Origin of the sequence: Carboxydothermus islandicus (genome assembly GCF_001950325.1) — a bacterium.
Classification (GTDB): domain Bacteria; phylum Bacillota; class Z-2901; order Carboxydothermales; family Carboxydothermaceae; genus Carboxydothermus; species Carboxydothermus islandicus.
Genome location: NZ_BDJL01000093.1, coordinates 1 through 16,624, shown reverse-complemented (window position 1 = coordinate 16,624; position 16,624 = coordinate 1). Strand labels below are relative to the sequence as shown.

Below are 16,624 nucleotides of genomic sequence, written 5' to 3'. Positions count from 1 at the left end.
CGATAATCCCAAAGGTTTATGGCGCTGCCATATGGCGGGAGCATGTGCCGAAGCCTGTCCCAAAGGTGTTGACCCTGCTTTAGCTATCCAGCTTTTTAAACGGTCGTTCTTTTTTACCCGCCGCAAACCTAAAGCCCGCTTAATTCCTTTAAATAAAGAAAAGCCTGCTCAGGGAGAAATAAAAGCTCCTGAGCCTACAGTTTAATTTAAATTTAAAGGAGGTTTAAAAATGTTAGATTTTAAAACTAAAGCTTTAGAACTACACAAAAAATTTCGCGGTAAAATTGAAATAAAGTCCAAAGTACCAGCTAAAACTGCGGAAGACTTATCTCTAGCCTATACGCCGGGAGTTGCGGAGCCCTGTAAGTTAATTGCCGAAGATAGGGATTTATCTTATGAATATACCAGCCGCTGGAATATGGTGGCGGTAGTGTCCGACGGTACTGCAGTTTTGGGACTTGGAGATATCGGACCTTATGCCGCCATGCCCGTAATGGAAGGTAAGGCCCTATTATTTAAAGAATTTGCCGGTGTTGATGCTTTTCCAATTTGTCTTGATACCAAAGATCCGGATAAAATTGTCGAGGTAGTAAAACTTTTAGAGCCTACTTTTGGAGGGATTAATTTAGAAGATATTGCGGCACCTAATTGTTTTTATATCGAGGAGCGGTTAAAGAAAGAAACGTCTATTCCAATTTTTCATGATGACCAGCACGGAACCGCTATTGTAACCCTGGCGGCTCTAATTAATGCGTTAAAAATAGTTAATAAAGATATTTCAAAGATTAAAGTAGTTGTTAATGGTGCAGGGGCTTCAGCAACGGCAGTTTCCAAGCTTATTATGGCAAGCGGAGTAAAAAATTTAATAATGTGTGATAGTAAAGGCATTATTTACCGGGGACGCGTGGAGGGAATGAATAAATATAAAGAAGAAATAGCCCAAATCACTAACCCTGAAAATATTAAAGGAACCCTTAAGGATGCTTTAAAGGGAGCAGATGTTTTTATTGGACTTTCCAAAGCTAAACAAGTGACTGAAGAAATGGTTAAGTCAATGAATAAAGATGCAATTGTTTTTGCTATGGCCAATCCAGAACCGGAAATTTATCCCGATGAAGCGAGAAGAGCTGGGGCCAGGATTGTAGCTACCGGTCGCTCCGATTTTCCCAATCAAGTAAATAATGTTTTGGCATTTCCGGGAGTTTTCCGGGGTGCATTGGACGTAAGGGCAACCGATATAACCGAAAAGATGAAAATTGCAGCAAGTTATGCTATAAGTTCTTTGGTTGCCGAAAATGAGCTTAATGAAGATTATATTTTACCAAAAGCTTTTGATGCAAGAGTGGCACCGACAGTTGCACGGGAAGTGGCAAAAGCGGCTTTAGAGGAAGGAATAGCAAGAATTAAAATAAGCCCGGATGATGTATTCAAACATACAATCGAACTTTTAGAAAAAAGCGGCTCCTAAGGGGTCGCTTTTTTATGCGCTTGGGGAAAAGGAATTTTAAATTTTCTAACGAATTGAAATTATTAAAAAATAATTGAGGGAAGTAACATGAAATTTAAGCTTGCAACAAAAATAACATTGTTAGCTTTTACGGTAGCTGCTTTTTCGGTATTTTTATCCGGATTTTTTCTTACCTATAAAGCAGCGGTAGAATTAAAAAAGGAACTCGGCAAGCGGGCCTTGGCTATCGGTCGGACGGTAGCGGAAAACCCCACAGTTAAAAAATACCTGGGGAAACCGGAAGGTTTAAAGGAGATTGAACCGGTAGCTGAAAGAATACGCCGGGCGACCAATGTTGATTATATAGTTGTTCTGGATATGAATCGAATTCGCTATTCCAGTCCCCTTCCGGAAAGGGTAGGTTCAAAATTTGCCGGGGGGGATGAGGGGCCGGCTTTTGCTGATAACGAATATATTTCTGAGGCAAAAGGAATAAGAGGGATAGCGGTTAGAGCATTCGTTCCTGTCAAAAATGAATATTTTACCGAGCAAATTGGCGTTGTGGTGGTGGGAATATTACTTCCTACCTGGTGGGAGCTTTTAAAAAGTGTCCGGGAAGGAATATACTTAGCAACTCTCTTGGGTTTATTTATTGGAGCAATCGGGGCTGGTTTTTTAGCGGTAAAAATAAAGAAGGAAATTCTGGGGTTGGAGCCTGAAGAAATTGCCAGTCTCATGGAACAGCGGGATGCCCTCTTAAATACCATTAACGAAGGAATAGTGGCTATCGATCGACTGGGGAATATTACCCTGGTAAATCCGGCAGCTCAAGTGATTTTAAATGTCCGGCAGGAAGAGGTACTGGGTAAAAATATTGGGGAAATTATTCCGGAAAGCCGGCTTCCGGAAGTAATGGTAACGGGCCAACCGGTATATAATCGTGAAGTTTTTGTAAGCGGCAAGCAGTTAATTTCCAGCCGGTTACCCTTGAAGGTGAAGGGAAAGGTTATCGGTGCGGTAGCAGTATTTCGGGAAAGAAGCGAGGTCCAGAAGTTAGCGGAAGAATTAACCGGAGTAAAAAAGTTTGTTGAAGCTCTAAGGGTTCAAAACCATGAAAATTTAAACCGTCTTCATTCTATTGCTGGACTTATTCAATTAGGTAGGATAGACGAAGCGTTAGATCTAATTTTTCGGTTAACGGACACGCAGCAAGCACTTACAACATTTTTAACAAAAAAAATTAAGGACCCCGCTTTGGCCGGGCTTATTTTGGGGAAAGCTGCCAGGGCATCGGAATTAAAGGTAGAACTTGTGGTTAATCGGCGAAGTTTTGTGGAAGGATATCCTGCTAAACTTGACAGTACCAAAGTCATTGAGATTACCGGCAACATTCTGGAAAATGCCCTGGAAGCGGCGGCATCAGGAATAAGAAAAAAGGTTTATTTAAAAATTCAGGCCAGTAAAAGAGAATTTTTCCTTCTTGTAATTGATACAGGACCGGGAATAAGAGTCGAAAAAAATAAGATTTTTGAGCCAGGGTATTCTACAAAAGGGGAAAACCGGGGTTTGGGACTTTACATTGTAAAAAGGCATTTAGAGGATGTTTGTGGCAAAATTAGAATAAGATCGACTTCTAAAGGAACTGTTTTTTTAATCAAGGTGGGAGGGGAAAGAAATGATTAAAACGGTTATCGTTGAAGATGACCCCATGGTCCTGGAGATAAATAAAAATTTTATTATGGAAGTGGAAGGCTTTGAAATTATTGCAGCTCTTAAAAGTGGCGGTGAACTTTTAAACTATTTAAAAACCCATTCTCCGGAACTCCTTATTCTGGATATTTACCTTCCCGATATAGATGGTTTAACATTGTTAAAGGAAATTCGCAGGCAAAATATTTCGGTGGATGTGCTGGCCATAACTGCAGCCCAGCAAGGGGAAATAGTGGCGGAATTATTGCGGTACGGTGTGGTAGATTATATTATTAAGCCTTTTAAAAAAGAGCGGCTGGTAAAAGCACTTTTAACCTATAAAAATAAGTATTTGAAAATAGGCCGGAAGGTAAATGTTCAACAAGAAGATATTGACCGGCTTTTTACCAGGTCAAGTGCCGGTGGTGAGCTTCCAAAGGGGCTTAATGAGATTACTTTAAAAAAGGTTTTGTCTCTTTTAAAAGAATCAAGGGAACCGCTGGCAGCAGCAGAAGTGGCCAAAAGAGCAGGAATATCGCGGGTCACAGCCCGAAGATACCTGGAATACTTAGAAAGGGAAGGGATTGCCGGAAAGGAAATACGGTATGGCAGTATTGGCAGGCCGGTAAATTATTATTATCTTCTTTGACCAAAAAGAACAAAATTAACTTTATGAGTAAAATATTTTAAATATTTAGAAAAATCCTTATATTAAAAATATAAAATCACTTTAAAGGGGGTGGCATTGTTGTTAAAGTTTAGCAGGAATATTTTTATTGCCTTATTAGTCCTGTTTTTGGTATTGACGTTAGTTGCATGCGGAAACAAACAGGAAGGGGAAAAGAAAAGTGAACCCATCGTTATCAAGTTTTCCCACGTAGTGGCGGAAACTACTCCTAAGGGGCAGGCGGCATTAAAATTTAAAGAGCTTGCGGAGCAAAAAACCGGGGGAAAAGTAAAGGTGGAAGTTTATCCATCGAGCCAGCTTTTCGGGGATAAGGAGGAGTTAGAAGCGTTAATCGCAAATAACGTTCAATTTATTGCACCTTCGGTAACCAAACTGGTAGGTTTAAATCCGCAGTTTCAAATTGTGGATATTCCCTTTTTGTTTAAGAGCGAAGAAGCAGCCCTTAAGTTTTATCAGGGCCCCGAAGGTCAAAAGCTTCTAAAAAGCCTGGAGGATAAAGGCATTATTGGTCTTGCCTGGTGGCCAAACGGAGCAAAGCATTTTACCAATTCTAAACGTCCCTTGAGAAGACCGGAAGATTTTAAAGGGCTTAAATTTAGAACCCAATCGGGGGGTGTTTTGGAAGAGCAATTTAAGCTTTTAGGTGCTGGCTCCCAGACTATTCCCTTTGGAGAAGTTTATACTGCTCTGCAAAACAAAACGGTAGACGGCCAGGAAAATACTTTTAACAACATCGATACCCAAAAGTATGCCGAAGTACAAAAATATCTCACGGTTTCGGGGCATGGACGACTGGATTATGTGGTTTTAACCAATAAAACCTTCTGGGATAGCCTGCCCGAAGATATTAAAAAAGCTTTGGAAGAGGCTCTTGCTGAAGCTACGGAATATGAAATTAAGCTTTCAACAGAGTTAAACCAGAAAAGCATGGAAAATTTAAAAAAGAGCGGCAAGCTTGAGTTTTATTATTTAACTCCGCAGGACCGGGAAGCTTTCATTAAAGTTTTTGAGCCCCTGTATAAAAAATATGAACCAATTATTGGTAAAGAGATAATGGATGCTGCGAGAAATGCCGAGTAGGGCACATCTGTTGATGTGCCCTTTTTACTAACGAAGGAGGGAATTTACTTGCGGAAAAAATCGTTATGGATAAAAATTTACGAGGGCTTAGAGGATTACTTAAGCGGCGGACTTTTATACTTAGGCCTTACGCTTATTTTTGTTAATGTGATTTTGCGTTACGTTTTTGGCAAACCAATAGCCCTTTTAGACGAATATTCGGTGTATTTAATAGTGTGGGGCGCCATGATTGGCTTTGCTACTGCCTTGCGGGATGACCACCATATTAAGGTAAATATGCTGTATGACCGGCTTTCACCAAAAGGAAAGCGGATTGTAAGCATTTTTGCCAATTTGGTTGGTGTCTTTTTTGCAATTTTAATGTTAATTTACGGTATAAAATTGGTAGTTACCTACAAAGCTTTAGGCCAGGGTTCGGCAGACAGTCAAACCCCTCTTTGGATTGTATCTCTGGTTTTGCCAATATCAGGCTTTATGATGGTGATAAGATTTGTTGAAAAAATATATTTACTGCTAAAAAAAGATACCTGGCAGAAGTTGATCCAATCGAAGGAGGTGGGGCTGTAAAATGGATGTAGGAACTCTAACGTTATTGTTATTTGCGATTTTTATCTTGCTTTTTCTTTTAAACGTACCGATTGCGATAAGCCTGGGCACGGCTGCAGTCATTATTTTATATTTAAGCGGAAAGTTTACCTTATATTTTATCGTACAGCGGATGTTTGCTTCCCTTCTTTCTCCACCTCTAATCGCAATACCGGCATTTGTGGCTGCAGGAGTTATTATGTCACGGGGTGGAATTGCCAGGTACTTAATCGAAGCTTTAAAAGCCTGGATTGGTCATTTGCCCGGCGGGATGTCAGTAGTTACCGTCTTGGCTTGTGCTTTTTTTGCGGCAATTTCGGGATCAAGTCCGGCTACAGCGGCAGCAATTGGCTCAATAATGCTCCCGGCACTCCTGGAAAGTGGCTATCCCAAACGTTACAGTATGGGCCTTATTGCTGCTGCAGGTACATTGGGGATATTAATTCCACCCAGCGTAACCCTCGTGATCTATGGAATTACCGCGGAAGAGAGTATCGGTAAACTTTTTATGGGCGGGCTTTTGCCGGGGCTTTTCCTGGCGGGGGTTCTGGTATTAAGTGCAATAATCTATGCCAAAAGGGGTAACTTTAAAGGGGCGGAAAAAGCGGATTGGGCGACCAGGGTAAAAGCAACGGTTAAGGCTTTGCCCGGAATGTTTTTACCGGTGTTCATCCTGGGAAGCATTTACTCCGGAATTGTTACTCCGACCGAAGCAGCTGTGCTTTCGCTTTTTTATGCTTTATTTGTTTCGATTTTTATCTACCGCGAGTTGAAACTCCAAGATATTAGAGGAATCTTAGTAGATACCATTAACACCGTTTCCATGATCTACTTGGTCATAGCCGCTGCTATGGTTTTTAGCTTGTTTATCGTTACCAACCAAATTCCCAATATAGTTGGAGAATGGATTAAAAATGCTCATTTAACCAAGTTTACTTTCTTTTTGGCGACAAACTTAATGTTTTTTATCATGGGAACTTTTTTAGAAGCAGTTTCCATTACGTTAATAACCTTACCTATTCTACTGCCAATGATAAAACATCTCGGGATAGACTTAATCCAGTTTGCTATAGTAATGACGGTAAACATGGAGCTGGCAATGATTACACCACCGGTGGGCTTAAACCTTTTTGTAGTGAGCAATATGGCAAAGGAAAAATTGGAAGAGGTAGTAAAAGGGGTATTGCCGTTTATTGTAATCATGATTTTGGTTATGATCCTTCTAATGGTTTGGCCGGATATATCCCTGTACATTCCACGGGTTTTAATGAAAGATTAGATGCCGGGATTTCCCGGCATTTTATCTTTTGGATCTTTAAAAGGTTAGATCTAAAAGAGTATAATTTTAAAAAAGACCTTGGGGGAGAGATGGTGCGGGGTTTGATAATAATTATAACTATGCTTTTCTTGGGATTGCAGGGGTGTGCGCCAAAAGCTATAGATTTTGAACAAACGAGTCCAAGAGAAAAAATTGTCTTAACCTTTTCACACGTGGTAAGTGATGCTTCGCCAAAAGGGCGAGCTGCCCGCCTGTGGGCTGATTTGGTTTATCAAAGAAGTGGTGGACGGGTAGAAATGAAAATTTATCCTAATGGCACTCTTTATAAAGATGGTGAGGAATTAGAAGCATTAAAAAAAGGGTATGTCCAGATTATTGCTCCTGCTACTTCCAAGTTAACTGGATTAGATGAACGCTGGGGGGTTTTTGATCTTCCTTTTTTCTTTAATGATTTAGAACAGGTGCATCAAATGGCTGATGGTCCGGTAGGGGAGCTTTTAAGAAAGAGTATGCGTGAAATGGGGATAGAAGTATTGGCCTTTTGGGATAATGGTTTTAAAATTCTTACGGCGGACAGGCCGTTAAAAAATTTGAAAGACTTTCAAGGTTTAAAAATACGAATTATGGATAGCCCGATTTTAAAAATGCAGTTTTTAAAATTAGGAGCAATTCCGGTACCCCTATCCTTTAATGAAGTATTTGAAGCATTAGAAAATAAAAAAGTAAACGGGAGTGAAAATACCCCATCAAATCTTTACTCCAAAAAGTTTTATCAGCTACAAAGCCATGTAACTGTTTCCAATCATGGTTATCTGGGATATGCGGTTTTAATGAACAGGGATTATTTTAACAGCTTAGACCAGGAAACAAAAAAAATCCTTTTGGAAACCTTAAAGGAAGTTACAGCTTGGCAAAGAAAAATAGCATTGGAACAAAATGCTGAAGATTTAGCTCGTATTCGAAATGATCAGAATATTAAAATTCATGATTTAACTCCGGAAGAAAAGGAAGCTTGGCAAGCGGTGTTAAAACCTCTTGTGTATGAAATAACCCCTTTATTCCCCAAAAATTTACAAAGCGAAATTTTAAAAATAGGAAATCTTAACTGAATAGTGTTCAAAATGGGGTAATATTATAGCAATTCTTAGAGAAAGTGGGGGGTAAATAAAAAGAATGAAAACGGGATTTTCCCAGTTAGAAAATTTAGTAATACGCCGGGGTCTATGTACGGGCTGTGGTAGCTGTGTGGGAGTATGTCCTAATGGGGCGCTTGAAATGACCCGGGTGTACAGCGAACCTATGCCCGTTTGCAGAGATAAATGTTCAGAGTGCGGGATTTGCTTCCGTATTTGTCCGGGAAGCGATGTGCCGTTATTAGAGTTAGAACGATACTTTTCTGGTAGGAATCGTAAATCTACATTAGCTGATCTGGGAGTTTATCGCGGAAGCTATGTTGGGTATGCAGGGGATGAAGTTATTCGGAAAAATGGAGCAAGTGGAGGAGTGGTAACGGCACTCTTGGTTCATGCTTTAGAAAAAGGAATAATTGATTGTGCAATTGTGGCTGGATTTAATAAAGAAAAACCCTGGCTTACCGAGGCCAGGTTAGCAAAAAGCAAAAATGAAATTATCGATGCAGCCCAATCAAAATACGCCGTAGTTCCTGTGAATATGCTCTTCCGGGAAGCTGTAAAGCGCGGATGCCAGCGCTTGGGGCTGGTTGGTCTTCCCTGTCATATCCATGCGGTGCGTAAGATGCAGTATTATGGTTTACCAGGGGATATTGCGGAGAAAATTAAATTAACAATCGGTTTGTTTTGTGCTTCACAGTTTTATTTTGAGGGTACTCGCCATATTTTGGTGGAGTGGTGCGGTATAGATAACCTGGAAGAAATAGCTAATTTAGAATACCGGGGAGGAGAATGGCCGGGCCATTTTGTGGTAAAACGTCATGATGGTGAAACCATTACCATTGACCGTCACCGGTATGTTTATCATATGTTAATGCCCAATTACAAAAGGGACCGGTGTGAAATGTGTATCGACTGGAGTAGTGAACTTGCCGACATTTCTGTAGGAGATTACTGGGCTTCGCCGATGATTGGAGTTAACTTCAGCGGCTCTTCTGCACTGTTAGTAAGGTCTTTAGTGGGTGAGGAGTTAATAAAGAGTGCTGTAGAAGAAAAGGTGTTATATCTGGAAGCTCTTGAGCCGGAAAAACTTTGCAGTAGTGTAGGGTTTGAAATGAAAAAACACGGAGCAGCTTTTCGTTTGGTCCAGCGTCAGCAATTTGGCTGGCCAACTCCTAATTATCATATGAAGGTTGATTATACACCTTTTTTTCGAGATTTTCATATGGCACCTGAAAAAGAATGAGGCAATGGTTGTTGCTTTTTTTTTGCCAAAACTACTACATAATGTGGTATAATCCATTCAAGGAGGTGAAAAAATGTTTTTAAGAAAAAGTTTTTTCATCATGATATTTATTTTAAGCTTAATGATCATGGTAAATGCAACGGCCCTGGCGTATGATGTAAATCTTTTTAAAGAAATTACCAGTAAAATGGTCTGTTTATGTGGTTGTGGTAAACAAAAAATCTATGAATGCGAATGTCAGGAAGCTGAAAATATTAGGAACGAAGTTAAGAAAATGCTAAATGAAGGAAAGACGGAGGCGGAAATTTTAAGTTACTACGTTAAAAGAGATGGTCAAGAACGGTTGGCGGCTCCAACAGCTAAAGGATTTAACTTTTTAGCCTGGATAATGCCCGGAATTGGGTTAATAGCCGGTGGATTATTTGTAAATTACTTTATTCGTAAAAAACAAAACAGCGGTAATAATCTCATGCCAAAAATAAACGATAATAATGATAAGGACAGTTTAAATAACTTAGAACTTAAAGAGATTGAAGAAGAGCTTAAAAAATATCTTTAATGGTGGACTAAACGTCCACTTTTTGTTTAGAAAAATAACTTCCCATAATAAGTATTATGTAAACTAATAAGCTTTAAAAAAGATAACCAGATTTTCTGGTTATCTTAAGACCTTTACCCGGTTAAGCGGCCAGTAGGTTAAAACTGCCCGACCTTTTATGTTTTTTATCGGTACCGCACCAAAATACCTGCTATCAGCACTGTGTTGGCGATTATCACCCATTACAAAAATTGCATCTTTGGGAATTTTAAAAGGTCCAAAGGGTTCCATTTCCATTTTTGCAGGTAAATAATTTTCCTTTAACGGTTTACCGTTGATGTAAACGGTATTATTTTTAATTTCCAATGTTTCCCCCGGAAGCCCAATTACTCTTTTTATAAAGGGGGGTGAATTTGCTGAGTCCGGCGGTTCAAAAACAACTATTTGCCCCCGCTCGATAGGCTTAATTTTATACCAGAATTTCAAAACTACAACGCGGTCGTTTGGTAAAATTGTGGGTATCATTGAACCGGTTGGAACGTATGTCAGTTGAAAGATAAAAGTTTTAATGATAAACGCTAAAATTACTGCCCAGATCGCTGCTGAAATGAATTCTTTTAGTTCATTTTTCCAGGAAAAACTTTTGGTTGTTTCTTTTTCAGTTTCGCTGAACATTGTCTTTTACGTCCTTTCCAAAATTTTTTAAGGTAAAAGGTTAAAATATTTTAGTCTTTTGTGAAGCCATTGGCGCGATATTCCTAAAAGATTGGCCGCTTTACTTTTATTGCCTTTAGCTTTTAAAAGAGCTGCCTTAATTAATTCTTTTTCATATGCCTCAAGTAAATTTGTAAGACTTTGTCCTAACGGAAATTCTTTATTTTTTAGTTCTTCTCCCAGAATATACGGTGGTAAATACTTTTTTTCGATGACTTTGCCCTCAACTAAATTAAAACACCTTTCCAGGACATTTTCAAGTTCTCGGATATTTCCCGGCCAGGAATAATTCATAAATATATCCATAACTTCTGGAGAAATACCCGTAACATTAGTTCCGTATTCTTTATTAAATTTTTCTATAAAATATTTTATTAATAAAGGTAAATCTTCAATCCTTTCCCTTAGCGCTGGTACATATAACGAAATTACATTTAGCCGGTAGTAAAGATCTTCCCGAAATTTCTTCTTTTTAATAAGTTCTTCTAAGTTTTGATTGGTTGCGGCGATTACCCTAACGTTAATTTTTCTTGTCTTTCGATCTCCCAGCCGTTCAACTTCTTTTTCCTGCAGTACCCTTAAAAGTTTAGCCTGCATAGCTAAGGGCATATCCCCTATTTCATCCAAGAATATTGTACCATTATTTGCTAATTCAAATTTACCGATTTGTCCTCCTTTTTTAGCTCCGGTGAACGCTCCTTCGACATAACCAAAAAGCTCTGCTTCAAAAAGATTTTCCGGGATTGCGGCGCAGTTAACCTTTATAAAGCTACCCGGTCTTCCGCTCTCCACATGCAAGGCATGGGCAACTAATTCTTTTCCGGTTCCGCTTTCCCCCCGGATTAAAACGGTGGTGTTATAGGGAGCTATTTTTTTAATAATTTCTTTTAAACGCACGATTGAGGGATGGTTACCTATTATTCTGTTTTCGGTAAATTGTTTTGACGTATATTTAGTTAATTCATTTTTATAATACGATAATTCGGAATTTAATTGACTAACCTTTTCAGCCAATGCCAACAAGTCACTAACCTCTTGAAAAATTACTTTGATTATTCCTCCATAAAGTTTGTAATCTTTTACTATCGGGTATTTAAAAGCTACCACTTGCCTGCCGTTGATTTCTACAACTTCTGTTTTTATATCGTCGGCGGATTCCGGTAATTCACAAAAGAAAGGATTTGCAGTTAAGGAGTTAATATGTTTATTGACGATATCGCTTAATTTTAGTCCAAAGAGATCTGCAATTGCTTTGTTGGCATGGGTGACCGTTTTATCTAAATCCAAAACCATATATCCTTCCTGTCCTGCTTCGAGGATGGTTTCTAACGTTTGCTTTAAAGCTAAAACATTTTCCAACTCATCGGCAATGTTTTTTAGTTCATTAATTTCCTGAGCTACCCCAATGGCACCAATGATCTTACCCTTGTAATAAAGTGGGGTTCGGTTGACGACATATAAATTATCTCCAATTTTAAACTTTCTGCCAATGTGTGATTCTCCAGTTTTCAGAACTTTATTAAGTCCGCTAAAAGGTAATACTTCATTTATATTCTTACCTAATGCTTTTTTTGCAGGATAGTTAAAAACTCTTTCACTGGCTTTATTAAAGATAATAACTTTTCCTTCTTCGTCAATGGCCACAATAGCATTATGAATGGAATCAAGAATGTGTAATAGACTTAAATTATTTATGGGATTTATCGCCACAGTTTACTCCACCCCGGTTATTTTTAACAAATCGTCAAAAGAATTTAAAATGTAATTCGGCTTTGTTATTACCAAATCCTCCCAGGGTAAAACGCTCCATTTTACCGCAGCAGTTTTAACTCCAGCTCTTTGGGCACTTACCATGTCATGAGGACTATCGCCAACCATTAGACATTGTTCTGGCTTTAATTGAAAAAACTTTAGAGCGTATAACACCGGAGCAGGGTCGGGTTTATGTTTTTCCGTATCCTCCAAAGCAACTACGAGATCAAAATATCGATCCAGGTTAAATAACTTAAGGCCTCTTAGAGCAGTACTTTTTACTTTTGAAGTAACGACGGCAAGTATTTTACCCCTTTGTTTTAATTTTTCCAAAGTTTCTTTTACTCCCGGAAATGGTTTTACCATTTGATCGTGATGCTGTAAATTAAATTCCCGGTAGGCTGCTATTATTTGGTCGATTGTTTCCGGATCTAAATTTTCAAAGGAATAAATTAGTGGTTTGCCAAAATAGGGATATATCTCTTCCCGGGTGATATCTTTATTTAGAAAATTTTTATAAACATGTTTAAACGATGCATATATCAAATCAAAAGTGTCCAACAAAGTACCATCTAAGTCAAAAAATACTGCTTTTATCATTACACCTCTCCTTTTTATAGCCTTCTAAGATATTCGGGGCGCAATGGCCAAATTCCTTTTTCTTCGAGAGCTTCATCAATAATTTTAATAAGTTTAGCGCGGTCTTGATTAAGTATTCCTTTTAAAGGCAGGTAGTTTGAAGCATGATTACTTCGAAATACCGTGTTGGATAAGTTTAAATTTTGTAAAAACAATTTTAATTCCTGCAAAATTTCCTGGCTCGAAAGGAGCTGAAAGCGGTTTTCTTCTGCCTCCTTGAATAGCTTTGTGCCGGGAACTAACATTAATGTGAGGGTAGCTAAAAAATGGGGACTTATTTTGGAAACCACTTCCGCCGAAGATAGGGCATGCTCCTGCCAGAGCTCTTTGCCACCCAGTCCGGATATTACGGTTAAGGAAAGTTCAAAATTTGCTTCTTTTGCTTTTTGACACGCATGGATTATCTCTTCGGCAGTAAATCCTTTTTGGACCTTTTTTAAAACCGTATCTGAACCGCTTTCCAGGCCGAGGTACAATAGTGATATCCCGTGTTCTCGAAGTGCACGCAGTTCTTCGGCATTTTTAATTAAGAGCGATTTAGGTCCTGCGTAACTGCTTATTTTTTTTAACCGGGGAAAGCTGTTCTTTAACATCTTTATTACTTCAATTAGGTATTCGGTGGGAGCGCTTAAAGCATCTCCATCGGCTAAAAAAACCTTTTCGGCAAAGGGATAATTTAGCTTGAAAAAGTTGATAATTTCTTTAACTTCTTTTAAAGGTCTGATTTGAAAAACCTTGTCTTTATACATCCCGCAAAAAGTACACTTATTATGGCTGCATCCCACCGTTACTTGTAAAATAATGCTATTTGCTTCACTCGGAGGGCGAAAAATGTTACCAATATAGATTTTCATTTCTCTCCCCTCCTATACTTTTTTCGGTAAAAAGCTTGAAACCATGCGCAAAAAGAAGCCGTGCGGTAACACCCATTCCCGGAATTAACCGTTTTTGAAAACTTCCATCGTAAATGTAATTTACGCCACAGGAAGGGCTTTTTTCTTTAAGGATAATACCGGATAATTTATTTTCATAAAATTGAGCAATTTTTAAGGTTTCCTGAGCTCCCCGGAAAAAGTTACCTGTTACATCTTCACCCTTGATATTGATTACTTTAAGTTCGGGATAAGAAATAATTTCTGCCGGTAAGCGGGGGGTTGGCAAACCTCCTAATTGTTCGGGGCAAATGGGAATAAACATTTTATCTTTTAAAAATTCCAGTACCCGGGGATTTAAATTGTTGGTACCATCATATTTTGTATTTAATCCGACTAAACAAGCACTGACTAAAAAAATAGTTATAACCTCCTTTTTTCTTTATCCAAAATTTTACCACTTTAAACCAAAGAAAAAAAGCCGGAATTTCCGGCTTTTAAACTTTTTCAACTACTAAAGCAAATCCTTGACCGCCACCAATACATAAGGTTGCCAAACCGTATTTTGTATTACGTTTTTGCATCTCATGTAATAAGGTTACCAATATTCGAGTTCCAGAAGCGCCTATGGGGTGACCTAACGCTATGGCACCACCGTTGACATTGGTTATTTCCGGATTTAATTCGAGCTCCTTAACTACCGCTAAAGCCTGGGCGGCAAAAGCTTCGTTTGCTTCAATAAGCCCCAAGTCCGAAACGGTTAAATTGGCTTTTTTAAGGGCTTTGCGGGTGGCAGGTATTGGGCCTAAACCCATATAGGCAGGATCTACTCCTGCTGCTGCATAACCGCGGATAACAGCTATTGGTTTAATATTTAACTCTTGAGCTTTTTTTGCTGACATAACTACAACTGCAGCAGCTCCATCGTTAATTCCCGAGGCATTTCCGGCAGTTACGGTACCGTCTTTTTTAAAAGCCGGTTTTAGAGTGGCAAGTTTTTCCAGGGATGTACCGCGCTTTGGAAATTCATCGGTGGAAAATACCAGGGGTTCTCCTTTTTTCTGGGGGATGGTTACTGGAACGATTTCGTCTTTAAACTTTCCTTCATCAATTGCTTTTATAGCTCTTTCCTGACTTTGCAGGGCAAATTTATCCTGTTCTTCGCGGGTTATATTGTATTTTTCGGCTATATTTTCCGCGGTAATACCCATATGCACATCGGTAAAAGCACACCATAAGCCATCTTTAATCATGGAATCGATCAGGGTATCATGCCCCATGCGGTAGCCTGTCCTGGCTTTTGGCAAAACATAAGGTGCTAAAGACATGTTTTCCATTCCCCCGGCGACAACGATATCCGCATCACCCGTTGCTATTGCCTGGTAAGCAAGTCCGACGGATTTTAATCCTGAACCGCAAACTTTGTTTACCGTAAAAGCAGGTACTTCCTGGGGTAATCCTGCTTTTATAGCTGCCTGCCGGGCAGGGTTCTGGCCTAATCCTGCCTGCAAAACGTTCCCCATGATAACCTCATCGACAAACTGGGGCGCAAGATTAATGCGGCTTAAACTTTCTTTAATAACAAGCGCCCCCAAATCCACTGCCGGAGTTTGGGCAAGGCTGCCCAAAAAACTGCCAATGGGAGTTCTAACAGCGCTTACAATTACTACTTCTTCCATTTGCCATTCTCCCCCTTTAAAACATTTTCCTAGTTGAAAAATGGGGGTGTAGTTGTTGGTCTACACCCCAAGAAGTATCTTTAAAGCCAATCTCCTCTTCCCTTTCTCTAAGTTACGATTTTAAAAGCTTTTTAAACTCTTCGGTTAAAAGCGGAACTATTTCAAACAAATCACCGACAATGCCGTAATCGGCAACTTTAAAGATGTTAGCTTCCGGGTCTTTGTTAATGGCTACTATTACCTTGGAGCTGCCCATTCCCGCCAAATGCTGAATTGCCCCCGAAATACCTACGGCGATATACAAACTGGGGGAGACGGTCTTACCGGTCTGGCCTACCTGATACCGGTGCTCCCGCCAGCCGGCGTCTACCGCTGCCCGGGAGGCTCCTACCGCTGCCCCTAAAACATCCGCCAAATCTTCCAACAGCTTGAAGTTCTCCGGACCTTTCATCCCCCGACCGCCCGATACTATGATATCCGCTTCGGTTAATTCGGGACGCCCCGATACCTGCTTCACCACTTCCTTTACTATGGCTTTTAAATCTTCCGGCATAAAGCTGACCGCCACTTCTTCAATTGCAGCTTGCCCGCCTGTTTTCTCCGCTGCCGGAAAGACGTTGGGCCGGACCGTTACTATTAACGGATGGCTGGTGGCCCCCACTTTGGTATAAGCTTTCCCGGCGTAAATGGGCCGGACAAAAACTCCTTCTTCGTAACCGGTGATGTCGCTTATCTGTCCCGCTCCTACCCGCTGGGCTGTCCGCGGCGCAAAATCCCGCCCCTGGGCGGAGTTGGCTATTAACACTACGTCCGGCTTCTCTTTATTGATTAAATCCGCCAGTACCCGGGTGTATTTGGCGGTGGTGTACTGCTCTAAATCCGGATGGTCGGCTACATATACTTTCCCTACTCCGTATTCCCCAAGTTCAGATGCCAGGCCTTTTACGTCTTTTCCGATTACTACCCCTTCAACCTCTCCCCCTATTTGCCGGGCTAAGGTTACCATCTCAAGGGTTACTTTCTTTAACTTGCCTTCTCTTTGCTCTGCTACTACCCATACCTTACCCATTCTCTCCACCCCCTATATTACCTTGGCTTCTTCCCGTAAGGCTTTAACTAACTTGGCTACCGCTACCGCCGGCTCATCGGTGAAGATTTTCCCCGCCTGCTTGCCTTTGGGAAGAAAGATTTCTTTTATCTCTACTTTGGGTGCGGCATTTACCCCGAGGTCCGCAGCGTTTATGACCTTTAACTCTTTTTTCTTGGCCTGCATGATGCCTTTCATG

16 protein-coding genes and 2 pseudogenes are annotated in these 16,624 nt (G+C 40.1%); 10 read left to right on the top strand and 8 right to left on the bottom strand.

Annotation, left to right across the window (positions count from 1 at the left end; all coding sequences use genetic code 11):
• The 10 genes and pseudogenes from ciss_RS13605 to ciss_RS09285 form a co-directional block, all read left to right on the top strand.
• Positions 1-205, top strand: a pseudogene (locus tag ciss_RS13605) (succinate dehydrogenase iron-sulfur subunit); the annotation flags it as partial.
• A gap of 24 nt (positions 206-229) precedes the next feature.
• Positions 230-1,468, top strand: a complete 1,239-nt coding sequence (locus ciss_RS09325; protein WP_075866060.1) for an NAD(P)-dependent malic enzyme — start codon at positions 230-232, stop codon at positions 1,466-1,468.
• A gap of 87 nt (positions 1,469-1,555) precedes the next feature.
• A complete protein-coding gene (locus tag ciss_RS09320; RefSeq protein WP_075866059.1) occupies positions 1,556-3,130 on the top strand; it encodes an ATP-binding protein in 1,575 nt (524 codons plus the stop codon).
• Positions 3,123-3,785 carry a response regulator gene (locus tag ciss_RS09315; RefSeq protein ID WP_075866058.1) on the top strand — a complete coding sequence of 221 codons (663 nt, stop codon included), beginning with the start codon at positions 3,123-3,125 and terminating at the stop codon, positions 3,783-3,785. The genes ciss_RS09320 and ciss_RS09315 overlap by 8 nt, the downstream gene beginning before the upstream one ends.
• Before the next feature lie 99 nt (positions 3,786-3,884).
• On the top strand, positions 3,885-4,904 hold the full coding sequence (locus ciss_RS09310; protein ID WP_075866057.1) for a TRAP transporter substrate-binding protein: 1,020 nt from the start codon (positions 3,885-3,887) through the stop codon (positions 4,902-4,904).
• Positions 4,905-4,952: 48 nt separating this feature from the next.
• Positions 4,953-5,471: a TRAP transporter small permease gene (locus ciss_RS09305; protein WP_075866056.1), complete on the top strand. Its 519-nt coding sequence runs from the start codon at positions 4,953-4,955 to the stop codon at positions 5,469-5,471.
• A 1-nt stretch (position 5,472) separates the two neighbouring features.
• Positions 5,473-6,768, top strand: a complete 1,296-nt coding sequence (locus ciss_RS09300; RefSeq protein WP_075866055.1) for a TRAP transporter large permease — start codon at positions 5,473-5,475, stop codon at positions 6,766-6,768.
• A gap of 92 nt (positions 6,769-6,860) precedes the next feature.
• Positions 6,861-7,877 carry a TRAP transporter substrate-binding protein gene (locus ciss_RS09295; protein WP_166504012.1) on the top strand — a complete coding sequence of 339 codons (1,017 nt, stop codon included), beginning with the start codon at positions 6,861-6,863 and terminating at the stop codon, positions 7,875-7,877.
• A 64-nt stretch (positions 7,878-7,941) separates the two neighbouring features.
• Complete coding sequence (locus ciss_RS09290; RefSeq protein WP_075866054.1) at positions 7,942-9,144, top strand: Coenzyme F420 hydrogenase/dehydrogenase, beta subunit C-terminal domain; 1,203 nt, start codon at positions 7,942-7,944, stop codon at positions 9,142-9,144.
• A 73-nt stretch (positions 9,145-9,217) separates the two neighbouring features.
• Positions 9,218-9,703, top strand: a complete 486-nt coding sequence (locus ciss_RS09285; RefSeq protein ID WP_075866053.1) for a cytochrome c-type biogenesis protein — start codon at positions 9,218-9,220, stop codon at positions 9,701-9,703.
• Positions 9,704-9,802: 99 nt separating this feature from the next.
• On the opposite strand, the gene lepB is transcribed toward ciss_RS09285, so the two are convergent.
• The 8 genes and pseudogenes from lepB to ciss_RS09245 all read right to left on the bottom strand — a co-directional run.
• A complete protein-coding gene (gene lepB, locus ciss_RS09280; protein ID WP_075866052.1) occupies positions 9,803-10,357 on the bottom strand; it encodes a signal peptidase I in 555 nt (184 codons plus the stop codon).
• Positions 10,358-10,384: 27 nt separating this feature from the next.
• Positions 10,385-12,106, bottom strand: a complete 1,722-nt coding sequence (locus ciss_RS09275) for a sigma 54-interacting transcriptional regulator (protein WP_075866051.1) — start codon at positions 12,104-12,106, stop codon at positions 10,385-10,387.
• Positions 12,107-12,109: 3 nt separating this feature from the next.
• Complete coding sequence (gene ppaX / locus ciss_RS09270) at positions 12,110-12,748, bottom strand: pyrophosphatase PpaX (protein ID WP_075866050.1); 639 nt, start codon at positions 12,746-12,748, stop codon at positions 12,110-12,112.
• 14 nt (positions 12,749-12,762) lie between these two features.
• Complete coding sequence (locus tag ciss_RS09265) at positions 12,763-13,641, bottom strand: B12-binding domain-containing radical SAM protein (protein ID WP_075866049.1); 879 nt, start codon at positions 13,639-13,641, stop codon at positions 12,763-12,765.
• Positions 13,622-14,080, bottom strand: coding sequence for a 2-thiouracil desulfurase family protein (locus tag ciss_RS09260; protein ID WP_075866048.1), 459 nt, complete (start codon positions 14,078-14,080; stop codon positions 13,622-13,624). Before ciss_RS09260 ends, ciss_RS09265 begins: the two co-directional genes overlap by 20 nt.
• Before the next feature lie 76 nt (positions 14,081-14,156).
• Positions 14,157-15,338, bottom strand: a complete 1,182-nt coding sequence (locus ciss_RS09255; RefSeq protein WP_075866047.1) for an acetyl-CoA C-acetyltransferase — start codon at positions 15,336-15,338, stop codon at positions 14,157-14,159.
• A gap of 112 nt (positions 15,339-15,450) precedes the next feature.
• Positions 15,451-16,407: an electron transfer flavoprotein subunit alpha/FixB family protein gene (locus ciss_RS09250; protein ID WP_075866046.1), complete on the bottom strand. Its 957-nt coding sequence runs from the start codon at positions 16,405-16,407 to the stop codon at positions 15,451-15,453.
• Between the two features lie 12 nt (positions 16,408-16,419).
• Positions 16,420-16,624, bottom strand: a pseudogene (locus ciss_RS09245) (electron transfer flavoprotein subunit beta); the annotation flags it as partial.